Source organism: Devosia submarina (genome assembly GCF_003056345.1).
In the GTDB taxonomy this organism is placed as follows: Bacteria; Pseudomonadota; Alphaproteobacteria; order Rhizobiales; family Devosiaceae; genus Devosia; species Devosia submarina.
Genome location: NZ_PYWB01000003.1, coordinates 108,599 through 124,448, shown reverse-complemented (window position 1 = coordinate 124,448; position 15,850 = coordinate 108,599). Strand labels below are relative to the sequence as shown.

Annotated in this window: 20 protein-coding genes; 13 read left to right on the top strand and 7 right to left on the bottom strand. The window is 59.8% G+C overall.

All coding sequences use genetic code 11. From position 1 onward, the window contains the following. Window positions 1–130: 130 nt before the first annotated feature. From DDE77_RS05275 to DDE77_RS05265, 3 genes are all read left to right on the top strand, one after another. A complete protein-coding gene (locus tag DDE77_RS05275; RefSeq protein WP_108396398.1) occupies window positions 131–901 on the top strand; it encodes an alpha/beta fold hydrolase in 771 nt (256 codons plus the stop codon). Between the two features lie 78 nt (window positions 902–979). After that, complete coding sequence (cysE, locus tag DDE77_RS05270) at window positions 980–1,807, top strand: serine O-acetyltransferase (protein WP_108396397.1); 828 nt, start codon at window positions 980–982, stop codon at window positions 1,805–1,807. Window positions 1,808–1,920: 113 nt separating this feature from the next. Then, a complete protein-coding gene (locus DDE77_RS05265; protein WP_108396396.1) occupies window positions 1,921–2,139 on the top strand; it encodes a DUF3126 family protein in 219 nt (72 codons plus the stop codon). Window positions 2,140–2,143: 4 nt separating this feature from the next. Here DDE77_RS05265 and DDE77_RS05260 read toward each other — a convergent pair whose 3' ends face one another. After that, window positions 2,144–2,821 carry a hypothetical protein gene (locus DDE77_RS05260; RefSeq protein WP_108396395.1) on the bottom strand — a complete coding sequence of 226 codons (678 nt, stop codon included), beginning with the start codon at window positions 2,819–2,821 and terminating at the stop codon, window positions 2,144–2,146. Window positions 2,822–2,941: 120 nt separating this feature from the next. Between DDE77_RS05260 and DDE77_RS05255 the strand changes: the two genes are divergently transcribed. Further along, window positions 2,942–3,265, top strand: a complete 324-nt coding sequence (locus DDE77_RS05255) for a DUF6949 family protein (protein ID WP_108396394.1) — start codon at window positions 2,942–2,944, stop codon at window positions 3,263–3,265. 140 nt (window positions 3,266–3,405) lie between these two features. On the opposite strand, the gene DDE77_RS05250 is transcribed toward DDE77_RS05255, so the two are convergent. From DDE77_RS05250 to DDE77_RS05235, 4 genes are all read right to left on the bottom strand, one after another. Further along, entirely contained in the window at window positions 3,406–4,035 is a 630-nt protein-coding gene (locus DDE77_RS05250; protein WP_108396393.1) for a transglutaminase-like cysteine peptidase, read from the bottom strand. 128 nt (window positions 4,036–4,163) lie between these two features. Then, complete coding sequence (locus DDE77_RS05245) at window positions 4,164–4,697, bottom strand: hypothetical protein (RefSeq protein WP_108396392.1); 534 nt, start codon at window positions 4,695–4,697, stop codon at window positions 4,164–4,166. Between the two features lie 19 nt (window positions 4,698–4,716). Next, window positions 4,717–5,349 carry a PilZ domain-containing protein gene (locus tag DDE77_RS05240; protein ID WP_108396391.1) on the bottom strand — a complete coding sequence of 211 codons (633 nt, stop codon included), beginning with the start codon at window positions 5,347–5,349 and terminating at the stop codon, window positions 4,717–4,719. Window positions 5,350–5,475: 126 nt separating this feature from the next. Continuing rightward, complete coding sequence (locus tag DDE77_RS05235) at window positions 5,476–6,129, bottom strand: PAS domain-containing protein (RefSeq protein ID WP_108396390.1); 654 nt, start codon at window positions 6,127–6,129, stop codon at window positions 5,476–5,478. A 183-nt stretch (window positions 6,130–6,312) separates the two neighbouring features. On the opposite strand from DDE77_RS05235, the gene DDE77_RS05230 reads away from it, so the two are divergent. Then, window positions 6,313–7,050, top strand: coding sequence for a rhomboid family intramembrane serine protease (locus DDE77_RS05230; RefSeq protein WP_108396389.1), 738 nt, complete (start codon window positions 6,313–6,315; stop codon window positions 7,048–7,050). Here DDE77_RS05230 and hisI read toward each other — a convergent pair. Then, window positions 7,047–7,499 (bottom strand): phosphoribosyl-AMP cyclohydrolase, encoded by a 453-nt coding sequence (gene hisI / locus DDE77_RS05225; protein ID WP_108396388.1) that lies wholly within the window; start codon window positions 7,497–7,499, stop codon window positions 7,047–7,049. The two genes, DDE77_RS05230 and hisI, sit on opposite strands and share 4 nt — an antisense overlap. Window positions 7,500–7,547: 48 nt before the next feature. Then, a complete protein-coding gene (gene folE, locus DDE77_RS05220) occupies window positions 7,548–8,171 on the bottom strand; it encodes a GTP cyclohydrolase I FolE (protein WP_108396387.1) in 624 nt (207 codons plus the stop codon). 142 nt (window positions 8,172–8,313) lie between these two features. Between folE and DDE77_RS05215 the strand changes: the two genes are divergently transcribed. From DDE77_RS05215 to DDE77_RS05175, 8 genes are all read left to right on the top strand, one after another. After that, window positions 8,314–8,766, top strand: coding sequence for an iron-sulfur cluster assembly scaffold protein (locus tag DDE77_RS05215; RefSeq protein ID WP_108396386.1), 453 nt, complete (start codon window positions 8,314–8,316; stop codon window positions 8,764–8,766). Next, window positions 8,766–9,077, top strand: coding sequence for a membrane protein insertion efficiency factor YidD (gene yidD, locus DDE77_RS05210; RefSeq protein ID WP_108396385.1), 312 nt, complete (start codon window positions 8,766–8,768; stop codon window positions 9,075–9,077). The genes DDE77_RS05215 and yidD overlap by 1 nt, the downstream gene beginning before the upstream one ends. Before the next feature lie 182 nt (window positions 9,078–9,259). Next, a complete protein-coding gene (gene thrS, locus DDE77_RS05205) occupies window positions 9,260–11,239 on the top strand; it encodes a threonine--tRNA ligase (protein ID WP_108396384.1) in 1,980 nt (659 codons plus the stop codon). Window positions 11,240–11,242: 3 nt separating this feature from the next. Further along, window positions 11,243–11,473: a hypothetical protein gene (locus DDE77_RS05200; RefSeq protein ID WP_108396383.1), complete on the top strand. Its 231-nt coding sequence runs from the start codon at window positions 11,243–11,245 to the stop codon at window positions 11,471–11,473. A gap of 126 nt (window positions 11,474–11,599) precedes the next feature. Beyond that, a complete protein-coding gene (gene arfB / locus DDE77_RS05195) occupies window positions 11,600–12,031 on the top strand; it encodes an alternative ribosome rescue aminoacyl-tRNA hydrolase ArfB (RefSeq protein WP_108396382.1) in 432 nt (143 codons plus the stop codon). A gap of 3 nt (window positions 12,032–12,034) precedes the next feature. Next, the gene (locus tag DDE77_RS05190; protein ID WP_108396381.1) at window positions 12,035–13,033 is read left to right on the top strand and encodes an NAD-dependent epimerase/dehydratase family protein; all 999 of its coding nucleotides are present in this window, start codon (window positions 12,035–12,037) and stop codon (window positions 13,031–13,033) included. Between the two features lie 15 nt (window positions 13,034–13,048). Beyond that, the gene (locus DDE77_RS05185; RefSeq protein ID WP_245895098.1) at window positions 13,049–14,455 is read left to right on the top strand and encodes a phosphohexomutase domain-containing protein; all 1,407 of its coding nucleotides are present in this window, start codon (window positions 13,049–13,051) and stop codon (window positions 14,453–14,455) included. Window positions 14,456–14,868: 413 nt separating this feature from the next. Beyond that, complete coding sequence (locus DDE77_RS05175) at window positions 14,869–15,720, top strand: DUF7946 domain-containing protein (RefSeq protein ID WP_108396378.1); 852 nt, start codon at window positions 14,869–14,871, stop codon at window positions 15,718–15,720. The last annotated feature ends 130 nt before the right edge of the window (window positions 15,721–15,850 follow it).

Sequence of the window (15,850 nt, the reverse complement as noted above, 5' to 3'; positions counted from 1 at the left end):
TAGTGGAAGGGCCCGGCTAAGGGAAGTGGTTGCGCACCTTGCCGCGACCTTGTGCTTCAACAAGCGCAAGATGAGGTCTACTGAGGGCGCGAGGCTCGTGGCATAAGGGGCAACGAGACAGGAGCCAGCCATGCCAACATTTCAATCCGGTGAATTGACCCTATCATACGAAGTGTTTGGCAAGGGGCTGCCGGTCCTGTGCATCCATGGCTTCGCTTCAAGCGGCAAAGTCAATTGGATCGAAACGGGCTGGGTGGAAACGCTGACAGATGCTGGCTACCAGGCGATTGTCCTGGACAATCGGGGGCATGGCCAATCCGACAAGCCGCATGACCCGGATGACTATTATCCCAGCGACATGGCGCGCGATGCCGTCGCGTTGCTGAATCATCTGGAGATCAAGCGTGCAGCCGTGCTTGGTTATTCAATGGGTGCTCGGATTGCCGCATTCATGGCCTTCGAGCACGAAGCTCGAGTTGCGTGCGCAATCTTTGGCGGCATGGGCATGAACTTGATCAATGGCCTGAGCGACGGCAATGACATCATAGCGGGGCTGAGGGCGCCTTCGCTTGAGAGCCTCACGCATCCAACAGCGCGGCAGTTCCGCATTTTCGCCGATCATACCGGTTCGGATCGGGAAGCCTTGGCGGCGTGCATGGAAACCTCACGGCAACCCATGGCGCGAGCGGACGTGCGCAGAATTGGCGTGCCGGTTCTTGTGGCTGTCGGCGAAGCCGATGACATGGCAGGATCGCCCGAGCCGCTTGCTGCGCTGATTCCTAGGGCCGAAGCTCTTGTCATCCCCAAGCGAGACCATATGCGGGCAACTGGAGACAAGGTGTTCAAAGCTGCCGCGCTCGAGTTTTTGGGCAGAACATTTGGCAGCGGCGGTTCTGCGTGAACCAATATTGCGCTGGCGCTTTGTATCTGAGCATCGGATGGCCTATATTGGTGGCTCACGATGAAGCGGAGTCCCGCCATGAGCAGCAGCGCCAAGCTTTCGGCTGAAGTTAAGTCCATCGATCCTGTTTGGGACGCTGTACGCAGTGGCGCGCGCCAGATCGTAGCCGACGAGCCTTCATTGGCGAATATGGCAATTTCGTCAATTTTGAACCATGACACATTTGAGCAAGCGCTGGCACACCGCTTGGCTGCACGGCTCGATCATGACGATGTGTCGGCGGACATCATCCGGCAGGCTTTTGCGGAGACGCTGGTGGATGCGCCGGAGATTGGACATTTTGCGCGTGTGGACCTTGCCGCAACGCTGGAGCGCGATCCTGCGTGCGATCGAGCACTGGAGCCACTACTCTATTTCAAGGGCTATCAGGCAATCCAGACGCACCGCTTTGCGCATGCCATGCTCCACGCAGGTCGCCGCGACTTTGCGCTCTACCTGCAGAGCCGGGCCAGCCAGGTGTTCCAGGTCGATATCAACCCGGCTGTGGTCATGGGCAAGGGCATCATGCTGGACCATGGTACAGGTCTTGTGATCGGCGAGACGGCGACCATAGGCGACGATGTATCCATGTTGCAGAATGTGACACTGGGCGGCACGGGAAAATCGGACCAGGACCGTCACCCCAAGATCGGCAATGGTGTGCTGATCGGGGCAGGGGCCAAGGTTCTCGGCAATATCAAAGTGGGTGATTGCTCACGCATCGGAGCAGGTTCGGTTGTGCTCAAGGAAGTGCCGCCGCGTGTTACCGTCGCTGGCGTGCCGGCCAAGGTCATCGGCGAAGCCGGGTGTGCCCGCCCGGCATTGGTGATGGACCATGTCGTGCTGGTTCACGACATGAACAACTGATCCGGCACTAGCCCGCAAGCCCTTGTGAGCGGGTATATGGCACCCTTTGGGGTTGATTGCGTTTATCGGCTGACTAGATTGCCGCCTCAACGCAAAACAGCAGGATACCTCCAGTGAACCATCCCGAAATCATCAAGCTGCAAAAGTTCCTGCAGATGAAATTCAACAACAAGAACATCGATGTACGGCCGCGAAATAAGCTCAACGACTCGGTGGAAGTTTTTATCGGCGACGAGTCCATTGGACTGATCCATGCAGACGACGAGGACGGAGACAAGTCCTACATCTTCAATATGTCGATCCTCGACATCGATCTGGACGAAGTTTCCTGAGCTTTTAGGACCAGGCGCCGATACGGGCCAGCCAGAGCTCCATCCCGTCGTCGAACTGGCGCCAATATTGCAGAGCCGCGGCATCGAATGTGAAGGTCGCGGCTATGCCGCTCGGCAGATAGACCGTTCGAACGCATTTCACACTGGAGCCGGCAGCGACCGGCTCTATGCATTTAGCGACGAACGGATTGGGTGAGAGCGCATCATACCAGACGGTCTCACCCTGATAGCCGCTTGAGCCTTCCATGGGCTTGCCGATCAGGCCCGGTACACCCCCCAGCGTATCGCCGTCGAACTGGTGAAGATAAACAGTGTCGAGCAGGGCAGCGCTGGTGCGGGCGCGGCTTCGCGGCATCAGGGTGATGTCCACAGGCATTCCAAGGTCCGGCGCTGGCTCAAATACTACTCTGAGATCGATCTGATTGGTGAAGCCAGGTTTCAGCTGCTCGCCGAACTTGAACCAGGATTCCGGAATCGTGAGTTCATGGCCCGAAATCGTCTGGCTGACAGGATTGCCCGCCTCCAACGTTGGCGCAGCGATTCGCGCCTGACGACCCAGTTCATCCACCAAATAGGCTACGCCCACAGCTCCGAGCAGCACCAGAAGAGCGATTCCGGCGAGGTTGAACCCAAGGGAATGAGGCTGATCGCTTGTGCCATGGGGAGAAGCTTGCAAACTCATTGTCAGCGTTAACCAATCTCGCGGAGGGAAGGTGACAGATCATTGGGCAGCCAATATGCTTAATGAAGAGTTAACGAGGGCACCTCGGCCAGCAGAAGCCGGGCAGCGGAGAACAGCGGCATGACCAAGGAATTGTTTCTGGCGGCCTTTCTGATCGGCGTCGGCTTGTGCCTTTCTGGCGCGGGAACGCACCTTTACCAGATGGTGGCCAAGCAGCCCGCCATGCTCCGCTACGACGGCAAGACCTTTCTCGATACGCTTGGCCATTTGCTGATGAGCTTCATCTGCGGCCCCTACATCATGCTGCAACTCGGCTGGCGACACGAGCAGGGCGGTACGCTGTCCATGACCTCAGCGCTAGTGTCTGCCATGGTGGCATTTGGCTGGTCGTTTATTACCGGATTGCTGTTCATGGGAGCCTATGTAGCCATCCGTTACCCCTGATCGGCGCGTTCGCGGCGGTCGTCACCCGCCAGCACCAAGCGCCAAAGCAATGAGGCCAGCTTCGGGAAACCGAAGCTGGCCTCATTCATCAGACCCCTATCAGGGATAGGCTTTTGGCGGGGTCCGGAAAGCGGTGAAATTTACTGAATGGCGGCGGTGATGAGGTTGATGTCGCGAGCGTCGAACATGTCGACCCATTTGCCGGCGTCCACCTGGGATTGCCCCTTGATGAACTTGTAGGGCGTGGCGCTCCACAGATCGATGGTGCCGACCTGGTTGTCGAGAACCAGATCGCCGCGGTCAGTGCGGACGAGCAGAACAGCATGACCTTCGCCGTTGGCCTGCTTGACCACCGAGATGAGCAGCACGCTTGCGGGCCAACCTGCGTTGATCAGCTCGCGGCGCTTGGCAAGGACGTAGTCTTCGCAATCGCCATAACCATTGGGGTAGGTCCAGAACTCGGCGGTCTGGTAGAGATCGTCATCGGTCACGGCGACGATGGTCTGGTTGTAATAGGCGTTAACGGCCTGAAGCTGCTGCCAGAGCGCTTCGGTCAGCGGCATGGCGGAGACAGGATTGCTGTGCGCGCTGCATTCGGCCGGCCGCGCCTTGCAGAATTCGGCATGGCCTACCGGGATGCTGGTGGTGGCCGATGAAGTTTGCACATAGGCGATGTTGGTGGTGTCAATGGCCTGGGCAGGAGCGGCAGTCGCCAGCAGCGCGATCATGGCGCCGAGCAGTGCTCCCAATCCCGTCTTGTGTGCAAACATAGTGTGATCTCCCTGATGGAGACCACGTTAGAGAGGGCCGATTAGGCCGATCGAAAAAGTGCAACGCAGTTTTTATGCGTATTTTATGGACTGGTTTTAGTGGTGATTAACCATGGACTGGCTGGAGGTTACCTGCCGATGTTTGCCAAGACGCGGCGATAAACATCGTCGTCTTGGCTAGCTCCCTCGCGGCACTGCTTGGATCCGATGTGGATGGTAGCTGCCGTGGCAAGCGCAGGGGAGAGGTATGCGAAGCTCTCTTGGAGCACATCGCCCGATGAAATCCCCCAATTCTGGTGGTAGGCTACCAGGTTCCCGCCGTCGGCATCAACAATCACCGCCGTTACGCAGACATAGTCGTGGTCGTATGGATCATTGTTGGTGAGGCGCTGCGTGAGTAAAGCACGCCCCGCCGCCAGATCGAGCGTCACATTGATGTCGACCCACTGATTGCGCTTCCAGTCCCATTTCTGATGGTAGATCGGGCAAGCGACCAGCTTGCCGGTGACGTCGCATTCGTTGATCTCTATCTTTTGCCATGCATAGCCTACCCAATCGGCCCGGCCGTCGGCGTGACTAGCCTGCAGCGAGGCGCCGGCGAAAAAGAGGCCGACAAGAGCCAGCAGGCTCAGGCGAGCGGACACGGAAACGTTGGATCGCATCGGCAGGGTAGACCCGCGGTCAGTTCATGCGCAGATTTTGCTGCACAATCGTGATCATTTCCTGCGACGAGGCAAACTCGACCGCGACGCCATTCTGGAAGTGACGCACAACGCGGGCACGCATGCGTCCCAGCGTGATCGGCGTGCCCATGGCGGGACGTACATCAAGCTCAACGGCGGCACCGGAAAGCGAGATATCGATGATCTTGCAATTATAGCGCCGGCCATCGTCGAGAACCACGGTGGAGTGGCGGATGTCGGGAACTACGCGCTCGTGGCGGCGGTCCTCGGGTAGGTTGAGGATGTCCTTGTTGGCAAGCCAGGTGAGCTGGGCCGCCATCTTGTCGCGCTTGCGGGCAGAAGCAACGATGTCCATCATGAAGCCGCCATCGATCTGGCTGGTGATGCAGCCCTCGATCCGGCCAATATGATCGATATAGGCGATCACCTTTTCGCCGACGATCCCGGCGACAGGCGCTACGACCATAGCGTCACCGGGCGACATCTCAAGAACCTGGCAAGGAAATTCGCGTCGATCGGCAAGCATGTATCGGCCAAGGACCGAGACCTTGACCCGCTGGAACTTGGCGGCTTCGGCGCGAGTGCGCACAGGCGCAATGAACCGCGGAGAGGGGAGATCGTCGATGAGCATTCGCCTGACCGCCGAACATGATGTTTGGCTGACAGGTTAGCGGGCGGTGGTTAACGCATGATGAGTGCGCAACGAGTTTAGCGCGGCACAGGCCGCGCAAATTGCGCGCTTCAGGCTAGGAGCTAATTAGCCACGACCGCCGTCGATTACGGCGAGATGAGCGTAGCGTCGAGCGCTGCGGCCATAAACCGTTGCGGGCATGCCGAAAGGGGCTGCGCTGCCGCTGAATTCGACTTCATTGACGACCTTGGTCGCCACTTCTCGCGCGCTGTCTTGGTATTCGACATCGTCGGGCCAGATCAGGCGAAGGCCGGTGATGCGCTGCTCCATTATGGGCTGCACGCCCAGCCAATAGGGCTCTTCCATGGCGGTCATTGCGCCAAGCAGGCGCGTGTGGGTAGAGCCGTTATGACGCAGGGGCATCAGAATGGTTTCGAAGCTGACCTTGGTATGGATCGCGGTCGTGCCTTGGAAGGTGACGAGAGCCACGGCATGATCTTCCGTAACAGCGCGGATCAGCGTGTCGATGGCGTCGACGTCGCGCTCATGCCAAAGCCGGGAAAAGGAGCGGCCCTTGAGTTCGCGGCAATAGCTGGTGCACAGGTGGGAGCCGGCCAGGCGGAAGGAGAAGCCTTCGCTTTCATCCAGTTCAAGAATAAACGTGTTGGCCAGGGATTCGCGAATCTTGGTCGGATCAATGTCCTTGCGCTCCGGTGCGCTGCGCGAACCGCGAATCGTGTTCCAGTACTCGTAGAGGGCCCGGGTGCTTGTTTTTTGCATGTTCTTGATCCGCTAAGAGGCCAGCCAGGCGTTCCCCCCATGGAGCGCCTCAGCCGTGGAGCCGACATTGGCAAAAAGGCGGGCCAAAAGCGCTCTTAAAGAATAGTTAAGGTTAACGGGGCTGTCCCATTGTGGAAAAGAACCGTGTAAGCCGCAGGCGGCCAGTGAGTGTGGAGCGAAGTGATGAGTGAACAAGACCGATCTGGGCAAACCCCTGCGCCACCTGTGCGAGAGCCAGTTTTTCTGCTGCCTGGGGCAGTTACGGGGGTGATCGGGGTGTTAATCGCCGTTCACCTCGCATCGACCCTCGTGCTTAACGAAGAGGGAATGCTGATGCTGGTATTTTACGGAGCGTTCCAGCCGCTGCGTATACTGGCCGCCTTTGACGATTTCTGGCTCGGCATTCCCCTGATCTGGACACCGTTCACCCATGCCTTGTTGCATGGAGGCTGGGACCATCTTTTCGTGAATGTCGCATGGTTCGCCATTTTCGGAACGCCACTGGCGCGGCGCTATGGGGCAGGGCCGATGCTGGCGATTTTCTTTGTTTCGGCTGCGGCTGGCGCAGCTTTGTTTGCTGCAACCTCGCTTGCGACAGGATCGTACCTGATCGGCGCGTCAGGCGGCGTGGCTGGGCTGACGGGCGCAGCAACCCGCTTTATCTTTCAACCCGTGATCGTTTCCAGGCATCCCGAAACGGGGGAACAGATCGTGTTGGGACGCAAGCTTACTGGATGGGGCGATCTGATCCGAGATTCGCGGGCGCGCTTCTTTATCCTGATCTGGGTCGTGCTCAACGCCGCGGTTCCGCTGTTCCCGCTGATCACCGGCAATCAGATGTCGATCGCCTGGCAGGCGCACCTCGGTGGCTTCTTTGCTGGAATACTGATGGTCGGGTTGTTTGAGCGCCGGAGCGTCTAGCGCTTGTAGATCTCGGATGGGTTAAACAGTTTCGGCAGGCCGGTGTCGGTCAGAACCGCCACGCGGTCTTGCACTGCGGCCCTGCGATAAAAGCAGGTCTTTCGCCCGGTGTGGCAAGCTGCACCGCGACCTGTTTGCCGAACCACGAGCAATATTGCGTCCTGGTCGCAGTCGGTACGCAGTTCGACCACTTCTTGAAGCTCGCCTGAGGTTTCGCCCTTTTTCCAGAGCTGCCCGCGCGAGCGGGACCAGTAGTGGGCGATCCCTGTCTGGAGTGTCAGGGACAGCGCTTCGGCGTTCATGTGCGCCAGCATCAGCACTTCGTTGGTGCCCAACTCGGTGGTGATGACGGTCACCAGCCCGGCGGCATCGAAGCGGGGCGCAAATGCCGTGCCTTCTTCCAATTGTGCATGAGAGAGGGTGCTGGGATCGGTGAAGCTTATGGTCATGGGGCGGCTTTTAGTTCGTCCGGTTTGCTCGCGCCAGAGGAGTCGCCCTTAGCGCTTGCCGATCATGGCATAGAAGCGATCCTGCTCGGCACGTTCCTCCGCAAATACGCCGGTGAAGCGATGGGTGATGGTGGCCGCGCCATGAGCGCGAACGCCGCGCATGGACATGCACATGTGTTCGGCTTCCAGCATGACGGCTGCGCCGCGAGGCCCCAGATGTTCGTTGATGGCGTCGATGATCTGGGATGTCAGATTTTCCTGCGTCTGCAGGCGGCGGGAGTACACTTCCACCAGACGCGCCAGCTTGGATAGGCCAACCACACCGTCGTGAGGCAGATAGGCGATGTGGGCCTTGCCGACAAACGGCACCATGTGATGCTCGCAATGGGAGCTGAACGGAATATCACGGACAAGGACTATATCGTCATAGCCGCCGACTTCCTTGAAGGTCTTGGACAGGATGGCGCCCGCGTCCATGTAATAGCCGGCGAAGAACTCGCCGTAAGCCTTTGCAACGCGAGCCGGTGTTTCGAGGAGGCCCTCGCGATTTGGGTCATCGCCAGCCCAGGCCAAAAGGGTTTTGACCGCGGCTTCGGCTTCTTCACGAGTGGGACGCGGATAGGGCCCGGTGGCAGTCGATGCAGTGCCGAGCGGCTTGAGATTAGCATCCATGAGGGCTGGCTCCTTGAGGCGAAACAAAGTTACGCGAGCAGGGCAGATTTAGTTTCGGTGATAGCGCAGCACTAACATTGCCCGCTCGATCAACTATATAAGCTCGCAGCAAACAGCGACAAGAAACAGAATTGTTTGGTTGATGGACATTAGCGATCTCTATTCCGAGAAGATCCTTGAGCTTGCAGCAAATGCCCTCCAGCCCCCCAGGCTTGCCCATCCCGATGCCAGTGCGCGCAAGGTGAGCCGCGTATGCGGGTCGTTGATCGAGGTGGATGTGGTTGTTCGTGATGGTGTTATCGCCGAGTACGGCCAATACCTCTCGGCCTGCGCGCTGGGGCAGACTTCGGCGGCCGTGGTCGCGCGTGAGATTGTTGGAACAACAACAGGTGATTTCCTGCGCCTACGCGACCAGATGCACGCCATGCTTGGGGGAAATGGACCCGTGCCTGACGGCAAGTGGGCCGACCTGGCTTATCTCGAGCCGGTGCGGGAGTACAAGGCGCGGCACATGTCGACCTTGCTGGTGTTTGATGCAGTGGCTGAGGCGCTCGGAAAGATTGAGTCTGCACAAGCTGTTGCGGCGGCGAATTGATGGAGCGATTCAGCTCCACGCTGGGGCGCCTGGTTGATCTGCCGTTCAAACTTGCCGCCGTATTGCTGATCACCATTTATCGCTACACCCTCTCGGCTTTTGCGGGGCGTACGTGTCGGCATTTGCCGACCTGCTCGGAATATACCAGCACCGCGATCTGGTCATTTGGGTTCTGGCCGGGCGGCTGGATGGGGCTGGCGCGGTTTGTCCGGTGCCGTCCGGGCGGTACGCATGGCTATGATCCCGTGCCTGATGCAGTGCCTGCCGGAGCCAAATGGTATGCACCGTGGACTTATGGGCGCTGGCGGTGATTACTTTACGCCCTTGTGGTTCGACGGGATCACCTTGAGGGGTACGCGCAAGCTCCGAAATAACCCGTAGAGCTCATCCCAAGCCCATCAAAGGCTGGGGTGGCATTGTGCAAAAACCATGATAGACAGGCGCGCTTGCTGCGGCAATTGCGGCGAGAAAACCCTTTTCTGGAGATCCTGAAATGACGATCAAGGTGACGTTTCCCGACGGTGCAGCTCGCGAGTTTCCGCGTGGCACCACCGGGACCACCATCGTTGAGGGTATCTCCAAGTCGCTCGCCAAGAAGACCGTTGCGATGCGCTGGAACGGCGTGCTCAGCGATCTGAGCGATCCGCTGGAGGCTGACGGCCGGATTGAGTTCGTGACGCGCGATAGTGGCTCCAAGGACGTGCTGGAGCTGATCCGGCACGATGCGGCGCACGTGTTGGCGGAAGCAGTGCAGGAGCTGTGGCCCGGCACGCAGGTGACGATCGGTCCGGTGATCGAGAACGGCTTTTATTACGACTTCAAGCGCGACGAGCCGTTCTCGGAAGAGGACTTTCCAGCCATCGAGAAGAAGATGGCCGAGATCGTCGATCGCGGTGCGGCCTTCACCAAGGAAATCTGGACGCGCGACCAGGCCAAGGACTTCTTTCGGGCCAAGGGCGAGGACTTCAAGGTCGAGCTGGTGGATGCCATTCCAGCCGACCAGTCGCTCAAGATGTACAAGCAGGGCCAGTGGATCGACCTTTGCCGCGGGCCCCATATGCGCACGGTCAAGGATGTCGGTACGGCGTTCAAGCTGACCAAGGTGGCGGGCGCTTATTGGCGCGGCGACAGCAACAATCCGGTGCTGAGCCGCATCTACGGCACGGCTTTTGCGACCAAGGAGGAGCTCGAAGCCTATCTTCACATGGTGGAGGAGGCCGAGAAGCGCGACCATCGCAAGATCGGGCAGGAGATGGACCTCTACCACTTCCAGCCTGAAGCGCAGGGCTCGGTGTTCTGGCACCCCAAGGGCTATGTGCTCTACAACCAGATGGAGGCCTATATCCGGCGCCGTCTGAACGAGTCCGGCTATGTCGAGGTCAAGACCCCGCAGCTGATGAGCTCCAAGTTCTGGGAGCAGTCGGGACACTGGGGCAAGTATCGCGAGAACATGTTCGTGGTGCCCGACGAGGTGCCTGGCACGGAAGAAGAGGGGCCGGTGTTGTCTGGCAAGGGCGACCTCATGGCGCTCAAGCCCATGAATTGCCCGGCGCATGTGCAGATCTTCAACCAGGGCATCAAGTCCTATCGCGACCTGCCGCTGCGCATGGCGGAATTTGGTTGCTGCCACCGCAACGAGGCGCACGGCGCCTTGCACGGGCTGATGCGCGTGCGCCAGATGACGCAGGACGATGCGCATATTTTCTGCCGGGAAGACCAGATCCAGAGCGAGACCGAGCACTTCGTGCATCTGCTGTATTCGGTTTATGGGCACATGGGCTTTGACAATGTGGTCATCAAGCTTGCGACCCGGCCGGAGAAGTTCGGTGGCACGATCGAGCGCTGGGATGCGGCCGAGAAGGCGCTGGGCGATGCCCTGCGGGCGACCGGCTATGAGTTCGAGATCGCAGAAGGCGAGGGGGCGTTTTATGCGCCCAAGCTCGAGTTCCACCTCAAGGACGCTATTGGCCGCTCTTGGCAGGTTGGGACGCTGCAGCTCGACTATGTGCTGCCCGAGCGGCTCGACGCGACCTATGTGGCCGAGGATGGCTCGCGCAAATATGCCGTGATGCTCCATCGTGCGATCCTGGGGTCGCTGGAGCGCTTCATCGGCATGATGATCGAGAACTATGCGGGCAAGATGCCGATGTGGCTGGCGCCGACGCAGGTTGTGGTTGCCACGATCGTCTCGGAAGCGGACGAGTACGCCGAAAAGCTGGTGCGCCAGCTGCGGGCGGCCGGCATTCGTGCGGAGATAGATACCCGCAACGAGAAGATCAACTACAAGGTGCGCGAGCACTCGGTGGGCAAGGTGCCACTGATGTTCGTGGTAGGTCGCCGCGAGGCCGAGGAGGGCACCGTGTCGGTTCGCCGGCTCGGCACCGAGGGGCAGAAGGTCGAGCCGTTCATGGACGCCTTGGTATCCCTGATGTCAGAAGCAACTGCCCCGGACCTTAAGGCGAAGGCTGCCTGAGCCATGCCGCAACGTCCGTCCAACCGCGAAATCAAGGCCCTCACCCATTTGGGTGAGGACAATGCCCTTGGGCCAGGCGACTTCAAGGATATCGGCGAAAAGGTTTTTGCCGGTATGCTCAAGAAGGGCTGGGTGGTCGAGGCCGAGGGCATGCCGGGCAAGTATCGGGCGACCATCAAGGGGCTGACGATCCACGAGGGTGAGATCATCTTTGCGGGCCGGCTGCGACGGTAGCGACCCCACCTAACCTCCCCCTGATAGGGGGAGGGACAGCGCGGTGGGCGGGGTACTATGCTGCCTAGAACCGGATTGGTCCCTCCCCTCCTCAGGGGGAGGCTAGGAGGGGGTTGATCTTCTGTTATGGCCGACCGCATACCCATAACCCGTACCATCTCGATCGATCCTTCGGAGATCGAGGAAACATTTGTGCGGGGGACGGGGCCGGGTGGGCAGAATGTCAATAAGGTGTCAAGCGCGGTGCAGCTGCGCTTTGACCTGCAGAACTCCCCATCCATTCCCGAGGGGATGAAGCGGCGGGTGGCGGCCATTGCGGGCAAGCGCCTGACCAAGGATGGGGTGATCGTCCTGATGGCGAACAGCCACCGCGACCAGCCGATGAACCGGCAGGAAGCACAGGCTCGGCTTGTTGCCCTACTGGCCGAGGGGGCGCATGTGCCCAAGCCGCGGGTGGCGACGCGGCCGACCCTGGCATCCAAGAAGCGGCGGCTGGAGGGAAAGGCGATCCGATCCAACATCAAGCAGATGCGTAGCGTACGGCCGGAAGGCGACTAGGCGATGCGCTATTTTGTGACCGGCACGGCGGGTTTCATTGGGTTTCACCTGGCGCGGCGGCTGTTGGCAGAGGGGCATGATGTTGTCGGGTTCGATGCAGTTACGGATTATTATGACGTTCCGCTCAAGCGGGCGCGGCTGGCTCTGTTGGAGAAGGAGCGGGGTTTTACCGCCGTGGAGGCGCGGCTGGAGGATGCGGATCGGCTAGAGGGAGCCGTGGCGCAAGCGCGGGCAGATGTGGTTGTTCACCTCGCGGCGCAAGCGGGCGTGCGCTATAGCCTTGAGCATCCCCAAAGCTATGTGCAATCCAATCTGGTCGGGACGGCCAATCTGCTGGAAGTTGTCCGGTTATTCCCCCCGCAGCATTTTATTTTTGCGTCGTCTAGTTCGGTTTATGGCGGCAACAGCAAAATCCCCTTCTCGGAAACCGATCGCGCAGATGCGCCGGTGTCCCTTTATGCTGCCACGAAAAAGGCGGGGGAGGAGATGGTGCATTCCTATGCGCATTTATGGGGCCTACCAGCCACTTGCGTCCGGCTGTTCACGGTTTATGGGCAGTGGGGTCGGCCGGACATGGCGCTGTTCCGGTTTGTGGAGCAGATGCTGGCCGGCAAGCCGATCGATGTTTATGGGGAAGGCCGGATGCTTCGGGATTTCACCTTTGTCGATGATGTGGTGGAGGCGCTGGTGCGCCTCGCGGAACGGCCGCCAGTGGTGGCAAAGCCCTTGCCGCATGACAGCCTTTCGGAGGTTGCGCCATTCCGGACGGTGAACATCGCTGCGGGAAAGCCGGTGCAATTGCTTGAATTTATTAGGGCTATCGAAGCGGCAAGCGGGGTTCGGGCGGAGCTGCGCATGCTGCCAATGCAGGCGGGCGATGTGATGGCGACGCAGGCGGATACGCGCTTGCTTGGGGCGTTGATTGGGCCCATGCGGCAGACTGGTGTAGCCGATGGCGTTGCCAGGTTTGTCGACTGGTATCGCGAATATTACGGTAAATAGATCAAGGATTTGGGATTGGCTGAGACGAGTTTGAAGTTCGGGACGAGCGGCTTGCGCGGCTTGGCGGTGGAGCTGGAAGGCGAGGCGGCGCGGCGCTATGCGGCAGCGTTCTTACAGCACCTCAAGACCATAGGTGCGCTGGGCGGTAGCAAGGTTTTTCTGGGGCGTGACTTCCGGCCGTCAAGCTCGGCCATAGCGCGGGACTGCGCTGTTTCTGTTACACAATTTGGCCTTCAGCCTGTGGATTGCGGGACTATTCCGACGCCGGCACTGGCCTATCATGCCATGGCGCAGGGCTGTGCGGCCATCATGGTGACGGGCAGCCACATTCCGGTGGATAGGAATGGATTGAAGTTTTACCTGCCCTCTGGCGAGATCAGTAAGGCCGATGAAGCGGGTATCATTTCGGCCCTTTCGCGTGCACAGACTGTTAACGTTGAGGTTCGCATTCTTGACGAATCCAGTGACGCGGAGGCGCGTTATTTCACGCGCTTTGCCGACCTGCTGCCGCCAAATGCCTTCCATGGTTTGCGTATTGGTGTGTTCGAGCATTCCACGGTCGCGCGCGACCTGCTCTCGGCCATTATGCGCCATGCCGGAGCTGAGGTGATAAGTCTTGGGCGGATCGATAGCTTCGTGGCAGTGGATACCGAAGCGTTTGGCGATGCGGTGTTTGCGCCATTGGCTGGCTGGGTCCGGTCCGAGAAGCTCGATGCGATCGTGTCTGCAGATGGCGATGGGGACCGGCCGCTGCTGATGGATGGCGAGGGCGTCTTTGTGCGCGGCGATGTGCTGGGGCTTCTGGCAGCGCAGTTCCTGGGTGCGCGCACGGTGGTGACGCCGGTGACGTCCAATTCGGCGATCGAGCGAACCGGGTTTTTCGAGCGCGTGGTGCGCACCAAAGTGGGCTCGCCCTATGTGGTGGCGGCCATGGAAGACCATGCGGATGGGGTGGTGGGGTTCGAGGCCAATGGCGGCACGTTTGTGGGCGAGGGCATCTCGGTCGATGGCCGCCCCATGGCGCCGCTGCCAACGCGCGACGCGGTGCTGCCATTGTTGTGTGTGCTGGGGTTGGCAGCGCGCCAGGGCAAAAGTGTGAGCCAGATCGTTGCGGCGCTGCCGCTGCAGCATGCCATGGCCGACCGATTGCAGGATGTGCCAGCGGAGCGGAGCGGCGCTTTTCTCGGACGGCTCGCGGACGATGCGGATTTTGCTGCCGCCTTGTTTGGCGAGCACGGGATCGCGAGTCTTTCCACCATTGATGGGCTGCAGTTCCGGACGCTGTCCGGGGACATGGTGCATTTCCGGGCTTCGGGGAATGCCCCGGAGCTGCGGTGCTATGTGGAGGGGGGCACGGCGGAGGTGGCGAGGGGATTGCTGGAATGGGCCATGGAGGCTGCGCGGGGGCAGGTCAGGGGGTAGGGGCGTTCGCCAGTGATACAACCGGCCACCTTGCGGCAGGACGGCCATCTTGGGATGGATCCCGGCTCGAGGCCGGGATAACATCGGCGGCGGGGAGGCGTATTCGTGGGCCTTGGGCTACCTGGCTGGGATCAATACCGCGACCATTTTGGAGAACGGCACCTACCGTAACGTTCTCCCGCTCGACCACATGACATTGTTGCAATCCGTTATTTCGTACTGCCGTGAGAACCAAGGTTAGCAGGTTGTCGCCGCTGCCGACGCCCCCCTTCCCATGCTGGAGATTAAGCACTGGCCTAAGCAGTAGGCCGCGGGCGCCGTTTCATGGGCATCTTGTCCACACTCTTCAACGCGCACGCTTTGACAAGGAACCTTTGCTTCAGCCAAGTTCGCCCTGTACGGGGGAGCCACGCATGGCGGTCGAACGGTTCGACGGAATTCTGATCAAATACGAGGGGCTTGATGCTGATCACGCCTTGGTCGACATGGGGCAACTCGGGGCTTCTATTCAAGGCGCATCTCGCTTGATAGCAGCCGGCGGCCATATCGCCCTAACGAGCAAGTTCAACAAAGAAGACTTCGGCAAGTCCATCCGGATAATGACGCGCCCGCCGCAAGCGGGTTCATATGAGATGTGGGCGCTGCTTTTGCCCGTCTTGCCGTTGGCAACTCCGTTCCTCCCGGTACTCGACACAGTTTTCAAAACCGCAGCCACGAAAGTGACGGAGGCGGCGGTGAACGCGGCCCTTGCAACATGGGCAGGGCGGAAGTCGGAAGCGCAGGAAAATCGAGAGCTCCTGTTGGAAGCAATGAAAGAGATGGGTCACACCACCAGAACGGCGATGGAAGCTTTCGAACGCATGACGAACTCCTTGCATGCGTCGGGCCGGCAGTTCGTTGCGCCCATTGGATCTTCGGCAGCAACGGTCCAGATAGGGCGTGAAGAAAACGGCGCCTTCCCAATCAACGCAGTCGATCGGGAGGTCATTGACCGCAAGAGCGGCACGCGGATCGCAGAGGAAAGCACCTTTACCGTCCTCATCACCGAATTGGACCTGGTAACGCACAACTGCAAGGTTGAAGTGCTCGACAGCGAGGGTGTGTCTGGACGCATTGCGGGCACCATCACAGACCCTCAAGTTGAGCTGCCAAAAAATCCATACTCGTCAGCATTCGACGCGCAAACACCGATCAGGGTAAGAGCCAAACCCCGGCTCGTCGACGATCAGGTTGAGAAGCTGTTTATCTCTGACGTCGCGGCGTAAGCAGCACATCGGAAAACTTCAATATTCCAGCGCGCCACAAATTTTGCCCAACGTCGAGCGACCGCCAGCCGCAGCCGTTTGGACTGCACTCAGGGGGTTGACGGGGCTGGACGCCTCGGGAGAGTTGAGA

What these genes read in the sequence shown, in the direction of transcription:
- DDE77_RS05200 (WP_108396383.1), top strand. Translation starts at nt 11,243, where the DNA reads ATGCCGCAACGTCCGTCCAACCGCGAAATCAAGGCCCTCACCCATTTG.
- DDE77_RS05230 (WP_108396389.1), top strand. Translation starts at nt 6,313, where the DNA reads ATGAGTGAACAAGACCGATCTGGGCAAACCCCTGCGCCACCTGTGCGA.
- DDE77_RS05190 (WP_108396381.1), top strand. Translation starts at nt 12,035, where the DNA reads ATGCGCTATTTTGTGACCGGCACGGCGGGTTTCATTGGGTTTCACCTG.
- DDE77_RS05235 (WP_108396390.1), bottom strand. Translation starts at nt 6,129, where the DNA reads ATGCAAAAAACAAGCACCCGGGCCCTCTACGAGTACTGGAACACGATT.
- DDE77_RS05245 (WP_108396392.1), bottom strand. Translation starts at nt 4,697, where the DNA reads ATGCGATCCAACGTTTCCGTGTCCGCTCGCCTGAGCCTGCTGGCTCTT.
- hisI (WP_108396388.1), bottom strand. Translation starts at nt 7,499, where the DNA reads ATGACCATAAGCTTCACCGATCCCAGCACCCTCTCTCATGCACAATTG.
- DDE77_RS05255 (WP_108396394.1), top strand. Translation starts at nt 2,942, where the DNA reads ATGACCAAGGAATTGTTTCTGGCGGCCTTTCTGATCGGCGTCGGCTTG.
- DDE77_RS05250 (WP_108396393.1), bottom strand. Translation starts at nt 4,035, where the DNA reads ATGTTTGCACACAAGACGGGATTGGGAGCACTGCTCGGCGCCATGATC.
- arfB (WP_108396382.1), top strand. Translation starts at nt 11,600, where the DNA reads ATGGCCGACCGCATACCCATAACCCGTACCATCTCGATCGATCCTTCG.
- DDE77_RS05275 (WP_108396398.1), top strand. Translation starts at nt 131, where the DNA reads ATGCCAACATTTCAATCCGGTGAATTGACCCTATCATACGAAGTGTTT.
- DDE77_RS05215 (WP_108396386.1), top strand. Translation starts at nt 8,314, where the DNA reads ATGGACATTAGCGATCTCTATTCCGAGAAGATCCTTGAGCTTGCAGCA.
- DDE77_RS05260 (WP_108396395.1), bottom strand. Translation starts at nt 2,821, where the DNA reads ATGAGTTTGCAAGCTTCTCCCCATGGCACAAGCGATCAGCCTCATTCC.
- folE (WP_108396387.1), bottom strand. Translation starts at nt 8,171, where the DNA reads ATGGATGCTAATCTCAAGCCGCTCGGCACTGCATCGACTGCCACCGGG.
- DDE77_RS05240 (WP_108396391.1), bottom strand. Translation starts at nt 5,349, where the DNA reads ATGCTCATCGACGATCTCCCCTCTCCGCGGTTCATTGCGCCTGTGCGC.
- thrS (WP_108396384.1), top strand. Translation starts at nt 9,260, where the DNA reads ATGACGATCAAGGTGACGTTTCCCGACGGTGCAGCTCGCGAGTTTCCG.
- yidD (WP_108396385.1), top strand. Translation starts at nt 8,766, where the DNA reads ATGGAGCGATTCAGCTCCACGCTGGGGCGCCTGGTTGATCTGCCGTTC.
- DDE77_RS05175 (WP_108396378.1), top strand. Translation starts at nt 14,869, where the DNA reads ATGGCGGTCGAACGGTTCGACGGAATTCTGATCAAATACGAGGGGCTT.
- cysE (WP_108396397.1), top strand. Translation starts at nt 980, where the DNA reads ATGAGCAGCAGCGCCAAGCTTTCGGCTGAAGTTAAGTCCATCGATCCT.